Origin of the sequence: Streptomyces sp. NPDC008001 (genome assembly GCF_042958085.1) — a bacterium.
Lineage (GTDB): Bacteria > Actinomycetota > Actinomycetes > Streptomycetales > Streptomycetaceae > Streptomyces.
Genome location: NZ_JBIBIZ010000004.1, coordinates 23,065 through 42,525 on the forward strand (window position 1 = coordinate 23,065; position 19,461 = coordinate 42,525).

Sequence of the window (19,461 nt, forward strand, 5' to 3'; positions counted from 1 at the left end):
AACGCATTCATCACACGTTTTCATCGCACGTTCGGATGGGGGACGGTCGTAACGCATGGCCAGGGAATTCCAGCGCGGCCACAAGGCCAAGATCAGTGACCTGACGGCGGGGACCGATCTGTACGTGGGAGTGCAGATCGCGGGTCCCGGCCTGACCTTCGACATCAGCTGTTTCGGCCTCGACGCCGCGGAGCGGCTCTCGGACGACCGGTACTTCGTCTTCTTCAACCAGCCCCAGTCGCCCGAGGGCGCCATCCAGCAGCTCGGTGCGCAGGCCGGTGACACGGATTCCTTCCGCGTCACCCTCGACCGCATCCCCCCGCAGATCCAGCGGCTCAGCTTCACGGCCACCCTCGACGGCGAGGGGCGGATGTCGCAGACCGGCCCCGGCTACCTCCGCATCGTCGCGGGCGGCCAGGAAGTGGCGCGCTACTCGTTCACCGGATCCGAATTCAGCACCGAACGCGCGGTGATGCTCGGCGACATCTACCTGAAGGACGTGTGGCGGTTCGCCGCCGTCGGCCAGGGCTTCGACGGCGGGCTGGAAGCGCTCCTCAAGCACTTCGGCGGAGAGGTGCTCGAGGAGGAGCCGCAGGCCCAGGCCCCCCAGGCCGCGCCCGCCCAGGCCCCCGCCGCGGCACCCGCGTTCGCCCCTCCGCAGCAGACGACCCCGCCCCCGGCCTTCGCCGCCCCCGCGCCGGCCCCCGCCCCCGCGCCCGCCCACCAGGCCCCGGCGCCGCCGCCCCACCAGGGCTTCCCGCCCCCGCCCGGCAGCACCCCGCCCCCGGCGCCGCCCGCCCCGCCGGTGCACGCCGCGGCGACGCTGGCCGCGCCGATCGCCCCTCCGGGCTTCTTCAACGACCCGGGAGCCTCGTCCGGCGGCCACCTCCCGCCGCCCCCCGGACCGCCCGGCGTCCCCGGCCAGCCGGGCCCGTACGGCCAGCAGCCGGCCGCCCCCTACGGTCACCCCGGCCAGCCGCCCCAGGCGCCGCACTCGCCCCCGCAGCACGGCCAGCCCTACCCGGGCCAGCCGTACCCCGCGGCCCCCCAGCAGGGCCGGCCCTACCCCGGCCAGCCCTACCCCGGGCAGCCCCACCCGGGCCAGCCCGCCCCGTACGGCCAGCCCGCGGGTGCGGCGGGGGCGGCGGGTGTCCAGGCCGCCCTGCAGAAGTACCGCGAAGTGCCCACCGGCCAGCGCTGGACCTTGCAGAACCCCAAGCTCGTCCGCGTCGACCTCGGCGTCGACCAGCAGCCCGTGCTCGCCCGCCAGGGCAGCATGGTCCTCTACCAGGGCAAGGTCGAATTCGGCTACAAGGGCGCCGGCTTCGCCGGCCGCATCGTCGGCAGCGCCACCGGCCAGGAGCTGCAGCTGATGCGCTGCACCGGCCGCGGCCAGGTCTTCCTCGCGGAGGCCGCCGCCCACGTGCACCCCATCGAGCTCCAGGGCGACGCCATCTGCGTCTCCTCGGAGTCCGTACTCGCCTTCGACGAGTCGCTGCAGCACGAGGTCCGCCGGATCGAGGGCCACGGCATCCCCGGCGGCGCCCTGTTCACCATGCAGTTCCAGGGCCACGGCACCGTCGTCGTCAAGACCCACGGCACCCCCGTCGTCCTGCCGGTCACCCCCTCGACCTACGTGGACAGCAACGCCGTCGTCGCCTGGTCCGCAGGCGCCCAGGTGATCGTCTCCAGTCAGGTGCGGCTGCGCCGGAACTCCTACCCGGGCCACAGCGGAGAAGCCGTGAACCTCCAATTCCGGGGCGCTCCCGGCAATTTCGTCGTCGTCCAGCCCTACGAGGTCTGAGGGAGCCCGCGAACACCATGAACCAGACACCGATCCAGGGCTACGCCCCGACCCCCGTCACCGCCCGCATGGAGAACCACGGCAGCAGCATGCTGAAGGTCGCCATGCAGACCGGCCAGGACCTCTTCGCCCGCTCCGGCTCGATGGTCGCCTACGAGGGCTACGTCCAGTACGACCCCAACCCGCCCGCGGTCCGCCAGATGGCCTCCCAGTGGCTCACCGGCGAGGGCGTGCCCCTCATGCGCTGCCACGGCGACGGCCTGCTCTACCTCGCCGACTACGGCGCCGACGTCGTCTGCCTCCAGCTCAACGGCGACTCCCTCTCCGTCAACGGCACCAACGTCCTCGCCTTCGACGCCCACCTCCAGTGGGGCGTCGAGCGTGTCAAGGGCATGGCCAAGTTCGCTGGGCAGGGCCTGTTCAACGTCGGCATCAGCGGCACCGGCTGGGTCGCCCTCACCTCCCGCGGCACCCCGATCGTCGTGGACTGCGGCCGCGGCGACGACGAGACCTACGTCGACCCCGACGCGCTCGTCGCCTGGTCGAGCAACCTCAGGATGAAGGGCAAGCGCAGCTTCAAGGCCTCCTCCCTGATCGGCCGGGGCAGCGGCGAGGCCTACCAACTGGGCTTCTCCGGCGAGGGCTTCGTGGTCGTACAGCCCAGCGAGGACAGCACCGACCGGCTCCGGGCCCGGGGCTGAGGGGGAACGAGGACATCATGCAGAGCCCGCTTTTCGGCTTCACCGAGGCCCAGACGCAGGACCGCTACGCCCTGCAGAACCCGCAGCTGCTGCGGGTCTCCCTCACCGGCCACGACGACGTCCTCGCCCGCAAGGGCTCGATGGTCGCCTACCAGGGCCTGATCGAGTTCGACGGCGAGTACCAGACCCGCGGCCAGCAGAACTCCCGCGCCCGCACCGGTGAGGGCCTGGACGTGATGCGCTGCTCCGGCCAGGGCACCGTCTACTTCGCCAACCTGGCCCAGCACGTCCACGTGGTCGACGTCGACCGCGACGGCCTGACCGTGGACGGCGCCTACGTCCTCGCCCTGGACTCCACGCTGCACTGGGAGACCATCGCCGTCGACAGCCAGTACGGGATCTCCGGGACCGGCGCGTACCAGCTCAACATCAGCGGCCAGGGCAAGGTCGCCCTGATGACGTCCGGGCAGCCGCTGATGCTCCAGGTCACCCCCGACCGGTTCGTCAGCGCAGACGCGGACGCCGTGATCGCCTGGTCGACGTCCCTGCGCGTGCAGATGCAGGCCCAGACGTCGTCCTCCGGCGTGTGGCGGCGCCGCGGCGGCACGGGGGAGGGCTGGGAGCTGAACTTCGCCGGCAACGGCTACGCCCTCGTCCAGCCCAGCGAACTGCTGCCGCCCCAGGGGGCCGACATCGGGCAGGGGCTCATGGCCCAGTACGGCCTCGGCCAGCACGGCGCCCACGGGCAGAACCAGGGCAACATCTGGTCCAACTGAGCCCGGCGCACGCCACCCGGATCAGGGGCAGCGCATCAGGAGCAGCGCATCAGGAGCAGCGGACCAGGAACACGGGTAAGGGGCGGTCACCATGGGTGACCGCCCCTTACCCGTGCCGCATCAAGCCGCTACAGCCGCTCCAGCGTGCGCTTCACCAGCTGCACGACCGAGTCGTCGGCGACCTCGCCCACCTCGGCGTACGGGAACCAGCGCAGGTCCAGCGACTCGTCGCTGATGGCCGCCGTGGCGCCCGCCGGGACCAGCGCGGCGTACTGGACGTCCAGGTGCCAGTTGCAGGGCGCCGGGATCGGGTGGCGGTCCAGCCGCACGGGGCCGCCCGGCAGCAGGGTCAGGCCGGCGATCCCGGACTCCTCCGTGGCCTCCCGCAGGGCCGCGGCCTCGACCGTCGCGTCACCGGGCTCGCAGTGGCCGCCCATCTGCAGCCACATCCGCAGCTTGCGGTGGAGCGTGAGCAGCACCTGGCCGCGCGCGGGGTCGATCACCAGGGCGCTCGCCGTGACGTGCCCGGCCTCGCAGGGCTTCCACATGCCGTCCGGGTGGGCCGCCAGGTGGTCCAGATAGAGCCCGCGCAGCTCGTCCTGGTCCGCGTACTCCTTCAGGACGCGGACCGCATCGTCGTGCAGGCTCACTTCTTGTCGTCACCCTCGCCGTCGGCGCCGGGCTCCCCGTCCTTCTCGGCCCCCTCGCCCTTTGCGTCCTTCTCGTGCTTGCCCCGGGCGGCCTCGCCGAGCATCTTGTCGATCTCGGAGAAGTCCAGGTGCTCGCGGTGGACGAAGCCGTCGGGGTCGTCCAGGTCGGCCGCCGTCGGCAGCATGTCCGGGTGCTCCCAGAGGGCGTCACGGCCCTCCGGGCCGCGGGCGTCCGCCAGCGAGGCCCACAGCCGGGAGGCGTCCCGCAGCCGGCGCGGCCGCAGCTCCAGGCCGATCAGGGTGGCGAAGGTCTGCTCGGCCGGACCGCCGGAGGCACGCCGCCTGCGCAGCGTCTCGCGGAGGGCGCCGGCCGACGGCAGGTGCGGAGCGGCGGCCGCGTGCACGACGGCGTCCACCCAGCCCTCGACGAGCGCCAGGGCGGTCTCCAGCCGGGCCAGGGCCGCCTTCTGCTCCGGGGTGTCCTCCGGCTGGAACATGCCCTGCTGGAGCGCTTCCTGCAGCTGCTCGGGGTGGGTGGGGTCGAGCTGGCCGACCGCGTCCTCCAGCTTGGCGGTGTCGACCTTGATGCCGCGGGCGTAGCCCTCGACGGCACCGAGGAGGTGCGAGCGCAGCCACGGCACGTGGGCGAAGAGCCGCTGGTGAGCCGCCTCACGCAGGGCCAGGTAGAGCCGGACCTCGTCCAGCGGGACGCCCAGGCCCTCGCCCAGCACCGCGATGTTCACCGGAAGCAGCGCGGCCTTGCCCGCCGGGCCCAGCGGCAGGCCCACGTCGGTGGAACCGACGACCTCGCCCGCCAGAACGCCCACGGCCTGGCCGATCTGCGTGCCGAACATGGCGCCGCCCATGGAGCGCATCATGCCCAGCAGCGGGCCCGCCATGGCCTGCATCTCCTCGGGCAGCACACCGCCCATCGCCGCGCCCACGCGCTCGGCGACCGGATCCACGAGCTCCTTCCACACCGGGAGGGTCGCCTCGACCCACTCGGCACGGCTCCAGGCCACCGCCGAGGCCGCACCCGACGGCAGGGACGTCACGCCGTCCAGCCAGAGGTCGGCCAGGCGCACGGCCTCCTCGACCGCGGCCCGCTCGCCGGGCGAGACGCTCGCGTCCTTCGTGCCGTCGGCGGTGCCCTGCGCGACGGTCTTGCGGGCGATGTCCTTGGCCATGTCCCAGTTCACCGGGCCGCCCTCGTAGGAGAGCATCTGCCCGAGCTGCTGGAAGGCGGCCCCGAGATCACCCGGGTTCATCGCCCCGAACATCGCGCCGAAGGGGTTGTCCCCGGCGCCCGGCCCGCCGAACCCGAACGGATTCGCAGGCCCCTGGCCGCCCCGGCCCTCGCCCTTCTTCTTGCCGTCGCCGCCGTTCTCGGGCTCCTCCGGCGGAAGATTGAATCCGAATGGGGTGTCACTCACGGGTTTCCTCGGCTCGTAGGGCCGCCGGCACACGACCGGCGGCGAATGCCCGACATCACCACCAGCCTAGACACCTCTCCGGTATCCGGGCTTGGTGCTTCGCCGACCCCGGGCCTGCGGCAGGATGGACGTCACCTGGTCCGTACGCGTCATCTCTCGTACGTACTGAAGACAACCGCTGGAGACGCCCGGTGAGTTCCCCCGACCCAGAAGTTCGCGCAGCGCGAAACGGTTCCGCGCGAGACAGTACGAGCCCGCACGGCGGCCGACGGCCCGTCGTCGCGGTCACCGGTGCCGCGCGCGGCGTCGGCGCCCTGCTCACGCAGCGGCTCGCCGAATCCGAGCACATCAAGCAGGTCGTGGCGATCGACGAGCGCCGCGGTGACGTGACCGAGGCCCAGTGGCACGTGCTCGACGTCCGTGACCCGGCGATCGCCGAGAAGCTGCGCGGCGCCGACGTCGTCGTGCACCTCGCGCTCGACCTCGACCTGGAGAGCGACCCCGCCGCCCGCACCGCCTACAACGTGCGCGGCACCCAGACCGTCCTGACGGCCGCCGCGGCCGCCGGGGTGCACCGCGTCGTGCTGTGCACCTCCGCGATGGTCTACGGGGCCCTGCCCGACAACGACGTGCCGCTCGCCGAGGACGCCGAGCTCCGCGCGACCGCCGAGGCCACCGGCGTCGGCGACCTGCTGGAGATCGAGCGGCTCGCCAAGCGGGCGCCGCGCGCCCACCCCGGCCTGAACGTCACGGTCCTGCGGCCCGCCGTCCTCGTCGGCGGCACGGACACCGCCCTGACCCGCTACTTCGAGTCGCCCCGCCTCCTGGTCGTCGCCGGCTCCCGCCCGACCTGGCAGTTCTGCCACGTGGAGGACCTGGTCAGCGCCCTGGAGTTCGCCGCCCTGGAGAAGGCCGAGGGCGAGCTCGCGGTCGGCTGCGACGGCTGGCTGGAGCAGGACGAGGTCGAGGAGCTCTCCGGCATCCGCCGCATGGAGCTGCCCTCCGCGGTCGCCCTCGGGGCGGCCTCCCGGCTGCACCGCCTCGGTCTGACGCCGTCGCCCGCCGGCGACCTCGAGTACACGATGCACCCGTGGGTCGTCAGCGGGAGCCGGCTGCACGCGGCGGGCTGGCGGCCGCGGTGGACGAACGAGGAGGTCCTCGCCGAGCTGCTGGAGGAGGTCTCCGGCCGGCACACGGTCGCGGGCCGCCGCCTCGGCCGCAAGGACGCCACCGCCGCGGGCGCCGCGGGGGCGACCGTGGCACTGCTGGGCACCGCCGCGCTCGTCCGCCGGGCCCGCAAGGCGCGCCGCCGGCTCTAGCGGCGGGCTCGCAGGCCCGCGGGGCCGTAGGACCGCCCAGGGGGGCTCCCGTACGGTTGTTTGAACGGCCGGCCCTCGGCCGCGCCGTCCGTACGGCACGATGGGGGCCATGGCCCGTACGTACGATCACCCAGGCGAGCACGCCGCGGCGGACCCGGTCCGCCTGCTGGCGGTGCGTGACACCCCCCTGTCCGTGGACGAGGTCTTCGCGGCCGTGGGCGACCACGCCGCGGGAGGCACCGCGCTCTTCGTGGGCACGGTGCGCGACCACGACGGGGGCGCCGGCGTCCGCGGTCTCGGCTACTCCGCGCACCCCACCGCGGAGGCGGAGCTGCGCCGGGTCGCCGAGAAGGTCGCGGCGGACTTCCCGGTGCGGGCGCTGGCGGCCGTGCACCGCGTGGGGGACCTGGAGATCGGCGACCTGGCCGTCGTGGTGGCCGTCTCCTGCCCGCACCGCGCGGAGGCGTTCGCGGCCTGCCGGCGGCTCATCGACGACCTCAAGCGCGAGGTGCCGATCTGGAAGCACCAGGTCTTCCAAGACGGCACCGAAGAGTGGGTCGGTGCTTAGTGCGTGGGGGTACCCCCAGCGGTAGCTGGGGGAGGTGGGTGCTTAGTGCGTGGGGGCATCCCCAGCGGTAGCCGGGGGAGGGTGGGCGCTCAAGGACCCGGAGGGTGTTCTGAAGGATCACTTCCGGTTGCGTAACCGGCCCCCTGACGTGAGCGTTGAGTGTGCGAAAGACTAATCTGCTCATCGGTCTTTTCAATGGTGAAGTCCGGGGGTCGGGAGGTCGGCATGGCGGCACTGGTCTGGTTGCTGATTCCGGTTGCCGCGGCCGTCGTTGCCCTTCTGTGGGGCACCTGGGCCGCTCGTAACCGCAAGGCCGGGGATGTTTCCGAGCTCGCCGGTTACGCTCGGTTCCGCGAGGCGATGGAGCGCTCGGATTCCGGTACCGGAGTCTCCTGACGCGCCCCCGGGTACGCGCCGGGGCGCCGGCCCGAAGACGGAAGCCCCTGGTGGCCTCCCCGGCAGGCTCCCCGGACGGACCGCCCCGCGGGTGGACTGTCAGACCCGTCCCGTACTGTCGTTCCATGCCCCGCCGCACCGCGACGATGCTCGCCTCCCTCTTGATGCTGATCGCGCTCCTCTGCGCAGGCGTGCTGATCCCCGTGCCTTATGCGGAGATGTCGCCCGGCCCGACGGTCAACACGCTCGGTGAGCACGACGGGGAGCCCGTGCTGCAGATTTCCGGGCACAAGACGTATCCGACGAGCGGCAACCTCAACATGACGACGGTCCGCGTCACCGGCTCCCAGTACCGGATGAATCTGGTGGAGGCGGTCTACGGCTGGATCGCCCACGACAACCTCGTCGTCCCGCACTCCACGCTCTATCCGGACGACAAGACGCCGGACGAGCTCAACCAGGAGACGGCGGAGGAGTTCAGCCAGTCGCAGGAGAGCGCCAAGGTGGCCGCGCTCAAGCAGCTGAACATCCCGGTCGGCTCGCGCACGGTGGTGGCGTCGGTGGTCAAGAACAGCCCGGCGGAGGGGCAGCTGCACGCCGGCGACGTGATCAAGGCCGTCGACGGTACGGAGATCAAGCAGCCCGGTGACGTCGCCAAGCTGGTCACCAAGCACCAGCCGGGCCAGAAGGTCACCTTCCGGGTCGTCCCGGCCAAGGAGGCCGCGGCGGCCGAGAAGGAGAAGCGGCAGCCCGTCACCGAGCAGGAGATCACCCTCACCACGGGCAAGGCGCCCGACGACAAGCGGGCCGTGGTGGGCATCCAGGCCGGTACGGACCACACCTTCCCGTTCACGATCAACATCAAGCTGGCGGACGTCGGCGGCCCGAGCGCCGGGCTGATGTTCGCCCTCGGGATAGTCGACAAGCTCACGCCCGGGGACCTCACCGGCGGCAAGTTCGTCGCGGGCACGGGGACCATAGACGACAACGGCAAGGTCGGCCCGATCGGCGGCGTCGAGATGAAGACGGTGGGCGCGCGCAACAAGGGCGCCCGCTTCTTCCTGACGCCGAAGGACAACTGCGCGGCCGCCGCGAAGGACAAGCCCTCCGGGCTCACCCTGGTCAAGGTCGACACCATCGGCGACGCGATGGGCGCCCTGGAGAAGATCCGCAGCGGGGACTCGGCCGGCCTGCCCTTGTGCAAGGCCGGCGGCTGAGCCCCCGCGACGGGCTCCGCCTCAGTCCTCGAACGTAGCCGCCAGCGCCTCGGCCAGGCCCGGCACCAGGTCCGGGCCGGTGAGGACCTCGGTCGGCGAGTCCTTCTCGCGCAGCCGCACCGCGGTCTCCCGCGCGCCGTCCCGCAGCACGGCGACCGTCATCCGGACCTCCTGCCGCTCCGGGTGGGCGGCGACCCACTTGGCGAGCTGCTTCTCGCTCATGCCGTTGGGCACGGTGCCCTCGGCCGACGGCGGCAGCATCAGCCGCTCCACGGTCAGGGCGCAGCCCGTCACCGCGTCGGGCCACGCGATGGTGCCCAGGAACTTGTCCAGGGGAGTGCTCGCCGGGATCTCGTCCTGCTCGATCGGGGTGAGGGAGCCGGCCTGGGCGGTCTCGTCGAGGCCGAGCTGGTCGGCGAGGCCGGGCTCCTGGGCGCGCAGTTTGCCCGTGTCGACCAGGGCGAACAGGCGCGCGGGCTGGTCCCAGCCGAGGCTGGAGGCGTACTGGTCGATCTCGAGAACGGCGCGGGTCAGCGGGCTGGCCGCCATGGGGACATCGCCGCCCGGGCCGCCGGGACCGGACGGAACGGAGGGGTCGGGGGTGCTGGAAGTGCTGGACATGAGCAATATCGTGCCCTGAGAGGGACCGAAAACGGGAACTGAGTAAAGCCTCGGTAAGTTGCCACCTTGGGCCCTAGGATCGCTGGGCCTGATCGACAGCTCCATTGACAGCGAACTTCGAGGTGCGCACCTTGGCTTTCCAGATGCCGGACCGCGGCGGAGGCCCGACAGGGCCACGGATCAGAGTCGGCCGACCGTCCCGGCGGATCCGGACCCTGCTCACCACGCTGGGCGTGCTGGCCGCACTGGCCATGCTCTTCGTGATGTTCGCGGGGTTCTGGACGGACTGGCTCTGGTACCGCTCGGTGGACTACTCCTCCGTCTTCACCACCACCCTCGGTACGAAGATCGGGCTCTTTGCGGTCTTCGGCCTGCTGATGGCGCTGGCGGTGGGCACCAACATCTGGCTGGCGCACCGGCTGCGGCCGCCGCTGAGCGCGATGTCGATGGAGCAGCAGAGCCTCGACCGCTACCGGATGAGCATCGCGCCGTACAAGAGGTGGGCGCTGCTCGCGGTCACCGCCCTCGTGGGTCTGGTCGCCGGTGCCTCGGCCGCCGGGCAGTGGCGCACGTGGCTGCAGTGGATCAACGGCGTCTCCTTCCACCAGAAGGACCCGCAGTTCCACAAGGACATCTCGTTCTACACCTTCGACCTGCCGTGGTACCGCTTCCTGCTGAGCTTCGGCTTCGCGGCCGCGGTGCTGTCGCTGATCGCCGCCGCGCTCGTGCACTACCTCTACGGCGGCCTGCGGCTGACCAGCCCGGGTCACCGGGCGACGGCCGCGGCCACGGGGCACCTCTCGGTGCTGCTCGGCGTCTTCGTGGGCCTGAAGGCCATCGCGTACTGGCTGGACCGCTACGGCCTCGCCGTGAAGTCCAGCGGCCTGAAGTCCACCGACGGCTGGACGGGGCTGCGCTACGTCGACGCGAACGCGTACCTGCCGGCCAAGACGATCCTCTTCATCATCGCGCTGATCTGCGCGGTGCTGTTCTTCGCCACGCTGTGGCGGCGCACCTGGCAGCTGCCGGTGATCGGCTTCGGGCTGATGGTGCTCTCGGCCGTGCTGATCGGCGGGCTGTATCCGGCGATCGTGCAGAAGTTCCAGGTCCAGCCGAACGAGCAGGCCAAGGAAGCGCCGTACATCAAGAAGAACATCACGGCGACGCGTGAGGCGTACGGGATCGACAAGGCCGACATCCAGGACTACGCGGGCCGCAACAACGTCGAGGACAAGGACCGGGAGAACCTGCGGGCCGAGGCGAACACCACGGCCAGTCTCCGGCTGCTGGACCCGAACATCGTCTCGCCCACCTTCCAGCAGAAGCAGCAGGTCAAGGGTTACTACCAATTCCCGTCCACGCTCGATGTCGACCGTTACAAGAAGGACGGCAAGGAGCAGGACACGGTCATCGGTCTGCGCGAGCTGAACCTCAAGGGCATTCCCGAGCGCAACTGGATCAACGACCACTTCAAGTACACCCACGGGTACGGCGCCATCACCGCCAAGGGCACGGCGGTCACGAGCGAGGGCGAGCCCGACTTCACCGAGAACAGCCTCCCGACGACGGGTGACCTCCCGAAGTACGAACAGCGCGTCTACTTCGGCGAGAAGACCACCCAGTACTCGATCGTGGGCGGTCCTCAGAAGGAGCTGGACTACTCCAGCGACCGCGGCGAGAAGAGCTACAGCTACCAGGGCAAGAGCGGTGTCAGCCTCTCGAACCCGGTGAACCGCGCCGCGTACGCCGTGGCCTTCGGCGAGCCCCAGATCCTCTACTCCGGCGCCATCGGCGACGGTTCGCGGATCCTTTACAACCGCACGCCCAAGGAGCGCGTCGAGGCGGTCGCCCCGTGGCTGACCATCGACGGCGACGCCTACCCGGCCGTCGTGGACGGACGCATCCAGTGGATCGTGGACGCCTACACGACGACCAACGGCTATCCGTACGCCTCGCGGACGACCCTCGGCGACACCACCGCGGACTCGCTCACGACCGGCCAGCGCGCGGTCGTCGCCCAGCAGAACCAGGTCAATTACATCCGCAATTCCGTCAAGGCGACCGTGGACGCCTACGACGGCACGGTGAAGCTCTACCAGTGGGACACCCAGGACCCGGTGCTCAAGACCTGGATGAAGGCGTTCCCCGGCACGGTCAAGGCGAAGAGTGACATCGCCCCGGCCCTGATGGAGCACCTGCGTTATCCGCAGGACCTCTTCAAGGTCCAGCGCGAGCTCCTGACCCGCTACCACGTGACCAATCCGGGCACGTTCTACACGGGCAGCGAGCGCTGGGAGGTTCCGGACGACCCGACCACCAAGAAGGGCAATGCCGTACCGCCCTATTACCTGAGCATGAAGATGCCCCGGCAGAAGGCCCAGACGTTCTCGCTCACGACGACGCTGACCCCGAAGTCGAGGGAGAACCTCGGCGCCTTCATGGCGGTCGACGCGGATGCCACGAGCCCCGAATACGGCAAGATCAGAATCCTGAAGATGCCGTCGGACAACCCCGTCTCGGGCCCGCAGCAGGTGCAGAGCAACTTCAACAGCGACACGAAGATCGCCGAGAAGATCAACGTCCTGAAGAGAATGGGCGGCGACTCCGAGGTCGAATACGGCAACCTGCTGACCGTGCCGTTGGGCGACGGACTGCTGTACGTGGAACCGGTCTACGTACGAGGCGCCGGCACCAATTACCCCCTGCTGCGCAAGGTGCTCGTGACCTACGGCAAGAACACCGCCTTCGAGGACACCCTGGAGGAGGCCCTCGACGCGGTGTTCGGCAAGAAGGCCTCGGCCGGTGGCACCCCCCAGCCGGAGAAGCCCTCCAAGCCCTCCCAGGACCCCACCGTCAAGCAGGCCCTGAAGGACGCCCAGGACGCCTTCGTCGCCGGCCAGAAGGCCCTGGAGGGCAAGAACTGGGCGGAGTACGGCAAGGCCCAGGACGCCCTCAAGGACGCCCTGGACCGCGCCGCCAAGGCCGAGGCCAAGTCCGCCGAGAAGGCCGGGGACAAGAGCGGCGACAAGAGCGGCGACCAGAACGGCAAGCCAGGAAGTTGATCAAGGCCCGCCCCGCGCCGTGGTACGGTTGTTCCACAACAGCGCGGGGTGGAGCAGCTCGGTAGCTCGCTGGGCTCATAACCCAGAGGTCGCAGGTTCAAATCCTGTCCCCGCTACTGAATGAGAAGGCCCGGAGTCCAGCCTCGGACTCCGGGCTTTGTCGTGTCCCGGACTTCGCCGGCCACCCCGGCCGTGCGGTGTCCGGGTGACGCGGACTGTGCGGGTTGTGTGCGGGGCTTCTGTGGAGAGTTTGGAGCCCCGTCGTGTCGGGAAGTCGGGAAGTCGACAAAACGCTGAAGTGACCTCACTGGCTGCGGTATACCAGGTGTACGCGGGTTGCGGGTGGTGCGACGATGGGGCTTATGGGGGACAGGACGACGCTGTGGGAGACAGGCCGGCTTGTAGAGGCTCCCGGTGACGGGAGCGAGCAGGAACTGCCGGGGTTCCGTCCCGGCACGTCGGTCTCCGGCGACGCCGCCGATGCGGGCGACGCCGCCGACCTCGAGCTGGAGACCGCCCGCCGCCGTGCCGCGGAGAGCGGCGACCCCGCCGCGCTGAGCATGCTCGGCGCCGTACTGCTGCGCCGTGGAGACCTCGACGGGGCGGAGCGCCACCTGCGCGCCGCCACGGCCGAGGGCGACCGCTCCGCCGCCAACAACCTCGGCGTCCTGCTCCACCAGCGCGGCCACGCCGACGAGGCCGCCGGGTGGTGGCGCATCGCCGCCGTCGCCGGGTCCCCGGCCGCCGCGCACGCCCTCGGCCGCCACCACCGCGAGCGCGGGGACGAGCCCGCCGCCGAGTACTGGCTGCGCCAGTCGGCCGAATCCGGGCACGCCCTCGGCGCCTACGCCCTCGCCGACCTGCTGGAGCACCGCAGCGACGTCGGTGCCGAGCGCTGGTTCCGCGCCGCGGCCGAGCGCGGCCACCGCGAGGCCGCCTACCGCCTCGCCCGCATCCTGGAGGGCCGCGCGCCGAGATCCCGCGCCGAGATCCTCGGCCCCGGCGGCGTCGAGACCTCCGTCCGCGAGCTGCGCGCCGCCGCGGCGGGCGGCCGCGACGGCGGCGGTCCGGCCCGCGAGGCCGAGCAGTGGTACCGCCAGGCGGCCGCCCGCGGCCACCGCCGGGCCGCCCTCCACCTCGGCACCCTCCTGGAGGCCCGTGGCGAGACCCAGGAGGCCGCCCGCTGGTACCTGACCTCCGCCAAGGACGGCGAGCCGCGCGCCGCCTGCGCCCTGGGCTTCCTGCTGCGGGACGCCGGAGACACCGACAGCGCCGCCGTGTGGTGGCGCCGTGCCGCCCAGGAGGGCGACGGCAACGCCGCCAACGCCCTGGGCGCCCTGCACGCCGACCGCGGCGAGTCCCAGGAGGCCGAGCGCTGGTACCGCACCGCGCTCGACCACGGCGACGTCAACGGCGCCTACAACCTCGGCCTGCTCTGCGCCGGGCAGGGCCGTACCGCCCAGGCCGAGCAGTGGTACCGCCGCGCCGCCTACGCGGGCCACAAGGAGGCCGCCAACGCCCTCGCCGTGCTGCTCCTCCAGGGCGGCGACGCGGCCGGTGCCGAGCCGTGGTTCTCCAAGGCCGCCGAAGCGGGCAGCGTCGACGCCGCGTTCAACCTCGGCATCCTCTACGCCGGGCGCGACGAGGACCGCACGGCCTTCCAGTGGTACGAGCGGGCCGCCTCCGCCGGGCACACCGACGCCGCCCTCCAGGTCGCCATGGCCCACCTGCGGGACGGCGACGAGGAGGCGGCCGAGCGCCACCTCCGGGTGGCCGTGCGGGGCGGCAGCGCGGAGGCCGCCTTCCGGCTGGGCGCGCTCCTCGACCGGGACGAGGAAGCGCGCGAGGAGTGCGAGGAGTGGTACGGGCGGGCCGCCCGGCAGGGCCACCGCCGGGCCCAGGTGCGGCTCGGGATGCTCGTGGCCGAGCGGGGCGACGTGGTCGAGGCAGCGCACTGGTACCGGGAGGCGGCCGAGGCCGGCAGCCGCAACGGCGCCTTCAATCTGGGGCTGCTGCTGGCCCGCGAGGGCAGCGAGCCGGAGGCGGCCCTGTGGTGGGCCCGCGCGGCCGAGGCCGGCCACGGGCGCGCCGCCCTGCGGCTCGCCCTGCTGGCGGCCCGCCGCGGCGATCTCACCGAGGGGCGGCACTGGTGCGACCGGGCGGTCGAGCTCGGCCCCGCGGAGGTGTCGGAGCGCGCGGCGCGCCTGCGGGACGCCCTCCAGCAGGAGATGACCGCGTAGGGCCGCGGGGCTCTCCGCCCCTCACCCATGCACTCAAGGCCCCTCACCCATTTGCCTCAAGCGTCTCCCGCGGGTTAGTGTGAACCATAACGACGCGGGGTGGAGCAGCTCGGTAGCTCGCTGGGCTCATAACCCAGAGGTCGCAGGTTCAAATCCTGTCCCCGCTACTGAAGGCGAAGGGCCCGGATCCTCAAGGATCCGGGCCCTTCGTCATGCCGAGGCGCAGCCGGGGCAGAGTCCGCGGTACGTCACCTCGACCGCCGCCACCCGGAAGCCGAACCGCTCCTCGGCGGGCAGGACGGCCAGCAGGTCGCCCGTGGGATGGACGTCGCGGATGGTGCCGCACTGCGAGCACACCAGGTGCTGGTGTGCGTGATGGGCGTTGGGGTCGTAGCGCTTGGCGCGCCCGTCCGTGCTCACTTCCAGGATCTCGCCCAGGGAGACCAGCTCCCCGAGGGTGTTGTACACGGTCGCGCGCGAGATCTCGGGCAGCAGCTCCGCGGCCTTGGCGTGTACCTCGTCCGCGGTGTAGTGCACGTGGTCCCCGTCGAGGACCTCGGCGACGACGCGTCGCTGTGCGGTCAGCCGCCAGCCGCGCCCCCGGAGACGTTCCAGCAGGTCACTCATGCCATTCACCTATCAGTCAGATAGGACCAGCGTAGCAGCGGCCCTCGTCCACGATTGGATCTCATATTTATGTTAGATCCATCTTGACTTAGACATTGTCTAATGTAGGATCGAGCTCGGCTCAGGCCAAGTGATCGGCCCGAGCCGGATGACCGGCCCAGGGCCGGGTGACGGACGAGATGACGGAGGCAGACGTGCCGGTTCAGGACGAGGACATCTACACGACGGGCCCGCTGACCACGGAGTCCGGAGCTCCGGTCGGGGACAACCAGAACGGCGAGACCGCGGGCGCCGGCGGCCCCGTCCTGATCCAGGACCAGTCGCTGATCGAGAAGCTCGCGCACTTCAACCGCGAGCGGATCCCGGAGCGCGTGGTGCACGCCCGCGGCGCCGGCGCGTACGGCACGTTCACCGTGACCGCCGACGTCACCGAGTTCACCCGCGCCAAGTTCCTCTCCGAGGTGGGCAAGCAGACCGAAACGTTCCTGCGGTTCTCGACCGTCGCCGGCAACCTCGGCTCCGCCGACACCGTGCGCGACCCCCGCGGCTTCGCCCTCAAGTTCTACACCGAGGAGGGCAATTACGACCTCGTCGGCAACAACACCCCGGTGTTCTTCATCAGAGACGCCATCAAGTTCCCCGACTTCATCCACACCCAGAAGCGCGACCCGTACACCGGCTCCCAGGAGGCGGACAACGTCTGGGACTTCTGGGGGCTTTCGCCGGAGGCCACCCACCAGGTGACCTGGCTGTTCGGTGACCGTGGCATCCCCGCCTCGTACCGTCACATGGACGGCTTCGGCTCGCACACCTACCAGTGGAACAACGCCGCCGGCGAGGTCTTCTGGGTCAAGTACCACTTCAAGACCGACCAGGGCATCAAGAACCTCACCCAGGCCGAGGCCAACCGGATAGCCGGCGAGGACCCGGACCACCACCAGCGCGACCTGCGCGAGTCCATCGAGCGCGGCGACTTCCCGACCTGGACCGTCCAGGTGCAGATCATGCCGGCGGACGAGGCGGCCCACTACCGCTTCAACCCGTTCGACCTCACCAAGGTGTGGCCGCACGCGGACTACCCGCCGATCGAGATCGGCAAGCTGGAGCTCAACCGCAACCCCGACAACGTCTTCGCCGAGGTGGAGCAGGCGATCTTCTCGCCGGCGCACTTCGTGCCGGGCATCGGCCCGTCCCCGGACAAGATGCTGCAGGGCCGGCTCTTCGCCTACGGCGACGCCCACCGCTACCGCGTCGGCATCAACGCCGACCACCTGCCGGTGAACCGCCCGCACGCCACCGTGGCGCGGACCTACGGCCGGGACGGCTACGCCTACGACGGCCGCCACGGCCGGGCCAAGAACTACGAGCCCAACAGCTTCGGCGGCCCGGCGCAGACCGGCCGGCCGCTGTGGCAGCCCACCGCGGTCTCCGGCGTCACCGGCACCCACGTGACGCCGTCGCACGCCGAGGACGACGACTTCGTCCAGGCGGGCAACCTCTACCGGCTGATGACGGAGGAGGAGAAGGAGCGCCTGATCGCCAACCTCGCGGGCTTCATCGCGAAGGTCTCGCGCGACGACATAGCCGAGCGGGCCATCGGCAACTTCCGCAAGGCGGACCCCGACTACGGCAAGCGGCTCGAAGCCGCGGTCCAGGCTCTTCGCGGCTGAGAAGCCACTGGACGCTTGCCGTACCCACCGGAGGGGCCGGACGCCAATGGGCTCCGGCCTCTCCGGCCTTTTTGGCCTCTCCGGCCTCTCCGGCCTCTCCGCTCCTTTTCGGCCCTTCCGGCCGCTGCGGCCCCCCGGCGCCCTCAGGCGTACGCCGCCCTCGCCCGGTCCGGGGCCCAGCAGCGGATGATGTCGCGCACCGACACCACCCCCACCGGCCCGTTCCCGTCGAGGACGATCAGGTGCCGGAAGCCGCCGCGCGACATGGCGGCGGCCGCCTCGTCGAGGGTCCACTCCGGGGCCGCGAAGACGACGTCCGTCGTGGTGTGCGCGTGGGCCGTCTCCCGGTCCGGGTCCTGTCCGGCGCCCACCGAGTTGAGGATGTCCCGTTCGGTGAGGATGCCGAGGCCGCTGGTGTCGGGGTCGAGGACGACCGCCGCTCCGATCCTGCGCGCGGACATCAGCCGGGCGGCCTGGCGGAGGGTGTGGGCGGGGCCGATGGTGAGGACCACCGTGCTCATGGCGTCGCGGACGAGCATGGCTGGAGCCACCTCCTTGGTGGACCGTGAACTTCCGGAAGGGGTTCACAAGTTCACAAGCGTGGGTCCTTCATCGTCACACGCCACGGCCCGCCCAACAAGGGGCGCGTGGGGCTGCGACCGCGCTCGGGGGCGCCGCCTCGCTCGCTCACCCCGGCGCCGTACGTCCGGCTCCGCCGGACGGCGCTAGGTGCGCAGATAGCCCAGCAGCTCGTCGTGGAGCAGGCCGTTGGAGGCCGCGGCGTTGCCGCTGTGCGGGCCGGGGCGGCCGTCCAGGCCCGTGAAGCGGCCGCCGGCCTCCTCCACGATGACCACGTTCGCCGCCATGTCCCACAGCGACAGCTCCGGCTCCGCGCAGATGTCCACCGAACCCTCGGCGACCATCATGTACGGCCAGAAATCGCCGTAGCCACGCGTCCGCCAGCAGTCGCGCGTGAGGTCGAGGAAGCCCGGCAGCAGGCCGCGCTCCTCCCAGCCGCTCAGCGACGAGTACGCGAACGACGCGTCCTCGATGCGGCCCACGCGGGACACCTGCAGCCGGGTCGCCGACGTCAGGCTGCGGCCGGTGTACGCGCCGGAGCCGCGGGCGGCCCACCACCGGCGGCCCAGGGCCGGCGCCGACACCACGCCCACGACGGGCTCGAAACCGATCGAGCCGCCCTGTTCGACCTGCACCATCAGGGAGATCAGCGTGGCCCAGACCGGCACCCCGCGCACATAGTTCTTGGTGCCGTCGATGGGGTCGATCACCCAGCGGCGCGGGCCCGTGCCCTCGCTGCCGAACTCCTCGCCCAGCACCGCATCGCGCGGCCGTGCGCGCTGCAGATGACCACGGATCAGCTCTTCGGCGGTCTTGTCCGCCTCGCTCACCGGGGTCATGTCCGGTTTGGTCTCGACCTTCAGGTCGAGGGCCTTGAACCGGTCCATGGTGGTCGCGTCTGCGGCATCCGCGAGGACGTGAGCCAGACGCAGATCATCGTGGTAGTCGGACATGGCTGAACAGTACCTGTGGCATCCGCTTCCGGCCTCGCGGCCCGCCCACGGCTCTTGACACCGTATGGCGGCACGTCAATTCTGTGGCCACAGCCGTAGTGCGGCCGTACGGCCGGGGAGGCGACCATGCCCGCGGCACGAGAGCTCTTACTGGACGCGGCCTTCGCGGCGCTGCGCGCCCGGCCCTGGAACGGGGTCCGGATGGTGGACGTCGCGGCCGCCGCCGGGGTCTCCCGGCAGACGCTCTACAACGAGTTCGGCAGCAAGGACGGCCTGGCCAGGGCCCTGGTGCGGCGGGAGGCGGAGGCCTTCCTGGCCGGTGTCGAACGCGCCCTGGCGCCCGCGTCCGCCACCGCCGCGCCCGACCCCGGGGCCCGCTGCGCGGCCGCCGCGGGCTGGATCCTGCGCACGGCCCGGGCCAACCCCCTCGTCCGGGCCGCGCTCACCGGCTGCCGCGGGGAGCGGCTCCCGGCCGCCGCGGTGCCGCTGCTGCCCGCCCCGCGCGGCCCGTTCGCCCGCTCCGCGCCGCGCCCGGCGCCCGGGGCCGCGGCCCTCACCGAGGCCGTACGGGACCGTGCCGTCCGCGCGGTCTCCGGCACGGCCGTGGAGCAGGCGCCGGAGGTCACGCTGCGGGCCTGCGAGGCGGCCGTACGGCTGACGTTGTCCTATGTCGTCGCCCCGGGCGCGTCGGACGAGGAGGCCGCCGCGCAAGTCGCCCGTCTGGTCCGCACTCTTGTGGGCGAGCACGACGCGGAGGGCACCCGTGAGGGAACCCGTCCGGAGCAGTGACCCCGCCGGGGCCGCCGCTCCGGACGGCTTCTCTCCGCCGACGGCTTTCGGACACC

Annotated in this window: 17 protein-coding genes and 2 tRNA genes; 13 read left to right on the forward strand and 6 right to left on the reverse strand. The window is 71.6% G+C overall.

Going from position 1 to position 19,461, the window contains the following annotated elements; genetic code table 11:
- The first annotated feature begins 55 nt into the window (after positions 1-55).
- Genes ACFZCD_RS11685 through ACFZCD_RS11695 form a run of 3 tightly spaced genes read left to right on the forward strand, consistent with a single transcriptional unit; the run spans position 56 to position 3,281 of the window.
- Positions 56-1,804, forward strand: a complete 1,749-nt coding sequence (locus ACFZCD_RS11685) for a TerD family protein (RefSeq protein WP_391829651.1) — start codon at positions 56-58, stop codon at positions 1,802-1,804.
- Positions 1,805-1,821: 17 nt separating this feature from the next.
- Positions 1,822-2,505 carry an AIM24 family protein gene (locus ACFZCD_RS11690; RefSeq protein WP_391829652.1) on the forward strand — a complete coding sequence of 228 codons (684 nt, stop codon included), beginning with the start codon at positions 1,822-1,824 and terminating at the stop codon, positions 2,503-2,505.
- A 17-nt stretch (positions 2,506-2,522) separates the two neighbouring features.
- Complete coding sequence (locus ACFZCD_RS11695) at positions 2,523-3,281, forward strand: AIM24 family protein (RefSeq protein WP_391829653.1); 759 nt, start codon at positions 2,523-2,525, stop codon at positions 3,279-3,281.
- A 128-nt stretch (positions 3,282-3,409) separates the two neighbouring features.
- On the opposite strand, the gene ACFZCD_RS11700 is transcribed toward ACFZCD_RS11695, so the two are convergent.
- Both ACFZCD_RS11700 and ACFZCD_RS11705 read right to left on the reverse strand, forming a co-directional pair.
- Positions 3,410-3,931, reverse strand: a complete 522-nt coding sequence (locus tag ACFZCD_RS11700; protein WP_391829654.1) for an NUDIX hydrolase — start codon at positions 3,929-3,931, stop codon at positions 3,410-3,412.
- Entirely contained in the window at positions 3,928-5,364 is a 1,437-nt protein-coding gene (locus ACFZCD_RS11705; protein WP_391829655.1) for a zinc-dependent metalloprotease, read from the reverse strand. The genes ACFZCD_RS11700 and ACFZCD_RS11705 overlap by 4 nt, the downstream gene beginning before the upstream one ends.
- 191 nt (positions 5,365-5,555) lie before the next feature.
- On the opposite strand from ACFZCD_RS11705, the gene ACFZCD_RS11710 reads away from it, so the two are divergent.
- The 4 genes from ACFZCD_RS11710 to ACFZCD_RS11725 all read left to right on the forward strand — a co-directional run bounded on the left by ACFZCD_RS11710 (position 5,556) and on the right by ACFZCD_RS11725 (position 8,864).
- Positions 5,556-6,683: an SDR family oxidoreductase gene (locus tag ACFZCD_RS11710; RefSeq protein ID WP_391829656.1), complete on the forward strand. Its 1,128-nt coding sequence runs from the start codon at positions 5,556-5,558 to the stop codon at positions 6,681-6,683.
- Between the two features lie 100 nt (positions 6,684-6,783).
- Complete coding sequence (locus ACFZCD_RS11715; protein ID WP_391829657.1) at positions 6,784-7,251, forward strand: molybdenum cofactor biosynthesis protein MoaE; 468 nt, start codon at positions 6,784-6,786, stop codon at positions 7,249-7,251.
- 225 nt (positions 7,252-7,476) lie between these two features.
- Entirely contained in the window at positions 7,477-7,647 is a 171-nt protein-coding gene (locus tag ACFZCD_RS11720) for a hypothetical protein (RefSeq protein ID WP_391829658.1), read from the forward strand.
- 125 nt (positions 7,648-7,772) lie between these two features.
- Positions 7,773-8,864 (forward strand): PDZ domain-containing protein, encoded by a 1,092-nt coding sequence (locus ACFZCD_RS11725; RefSeq protein WP_391829659.1) that lies wholly within the window; start codon positions 7,773-7,775, stop codon positions 8,862-8,864.
- Between the two features lie 21 nt (positions 8,865-8,885).
- Here ACFZCD_RS11725 and ACFZCD_RS11730 read toward each other — a convergent pair whose 3' ends face one another.
- On the reverse strand, positions 8,886-9,485 hold the full coding sequence (locus tag ACFZCD_RS11730; RefSeq protein WP_391829660.1) for a PPA1309 family protein: 600 nt from the start codon (positions 9,483-9,485) through the stop codon (positions 8,886-8,888).
- A 143-nt stretch (positions 9,486-9,628) separates the two neighbouring features.
- Between ACFZCD_RS11730 and ACFZCD_RS11735 the strand changes: the two genes are divergently transcribed.
- The 4 genes from ACFZCD_RS11735 (at position 9,629) to ACFZCD_RS11750 (ending at position 14,954) form a co-directional block, all read left to right on the forward strand.
- Positions 9,629-12,547 carry a UPF0182 family protein gene (locus tag ACFZCD_RS11735; protein WP_391830343.1) on the forward strand — a complete coding sequence of 973 codons (2,919 nt, stop codon included), beginning with the start codon at positions 9,629-9,631 and terminating at the stop codon, positions 12,545-12,547.
- 42 nt (positions 12,548-12,589) lie between these two features.
- Positions 12,590-12,663 (forward strand) — tRNA-Met (locus ACFZCD_RS11740).
- A gap of 237 nt (positions 12,664-12,900) precedes the next feature.
- Entirely contained in the window at positions 12,901-14,787 is a 1,887-nt protein-coding gene (locus ACFZCD_RS11745; RefSeq protein WP_391829661.1) for a tetratricopeptide repeat protein, read from the forward strand.
- A gap of 93 nt (positions 14,788-14,880) precedes the next feature.
- A tRNA-Met gene (locus ACFZCD_RS11750) sits at positions 14,881-14,954 on the forward strand.
- Positions 14,955-14,997: 43 nt separating this feature from the next.
- On the opposite strand, the gene ACFZCD_RS11755 is transcribed toward ACFZCD_RS11750, so the two are convergent.
- On the reverse strand, positions 14,998-15,414 hold the full coding sequence (locus tag ACFZCD_RS11755; protein WP_391829662.1) for a Fur family transcriptional regulator: 417 nt from the start codon (positions 15,412-15,414) through the stop codon (positions 14,998-15,000).
- Between the two features lie 179 nt (positions 15,415-15,593).
- Here ACFZCD_RS11755 and ACFZCD_RS11760 point away from each other — a divergent pair, with 179 nt between their 5' ends.
- Positions 15,594-17,084 (forward strand): catalase, encoded by a 1,491-nt coding sequence (locus ACFZCD_RS11760; RefSeq protein ID WP_391829663.1) that lies wholly within the window; start codon positions 15,594-15,596, stop codon positions 17,082-17,084.
- A gap of 143 nt (positions 17,085-17,227) precedes the next feature.
- Here ACFZCD_RS11760 and ACFZCD_RS11765 read toward each other — a convergent pair whose 3' ends face one another.
- Positions 17,228-17,623: a cyclic nucleotide-binding/CBS domain-containing protein gene (locus ACFZCD_RS11765; RefSeq protein ID WP_391829664.1), complete on the reverse strand. Its 396-nt coding sequence runs from the start codon at positions 17,621-17,623 to the stop codon at positions 17,228-17,230.
- Between the two features lie 186 nt (positions 17,624-17,809).
- Positions 17,810-18,616 carry a histidinol-phosphatase gene (hisN, locus tag ACFZCD_RS11770; RefSeq protein ID WP_391829665.1) on the reverse strand — a complete coding sequence of 269 codons (807 nt, stop codon included), beginning with the start codon at positions 18,614-18,616 and terminating at the stop codon, positions 17,810-17,812.
- 126 nt (positions 18,617-18,742) lie between these two features.
- On the opposite strand from hisN, the gene ACFZCD_RS11775 reads away from it, so the two are divergent.
- Positions 18,743-19,405: a TetR family transcriptional regulator gene (locus ACFZCD_RS11775; RefSeq protein ID WP_391829666.1), complete on the forward strand. Its 663-nt coding sequence runs from the start codon at positions 18,743-18,745 to the stop codon at positions 19,403-19,405.
- The last annotated feature ends 56 nt before the right edge of the window (positions 19,406-19,461 follow it).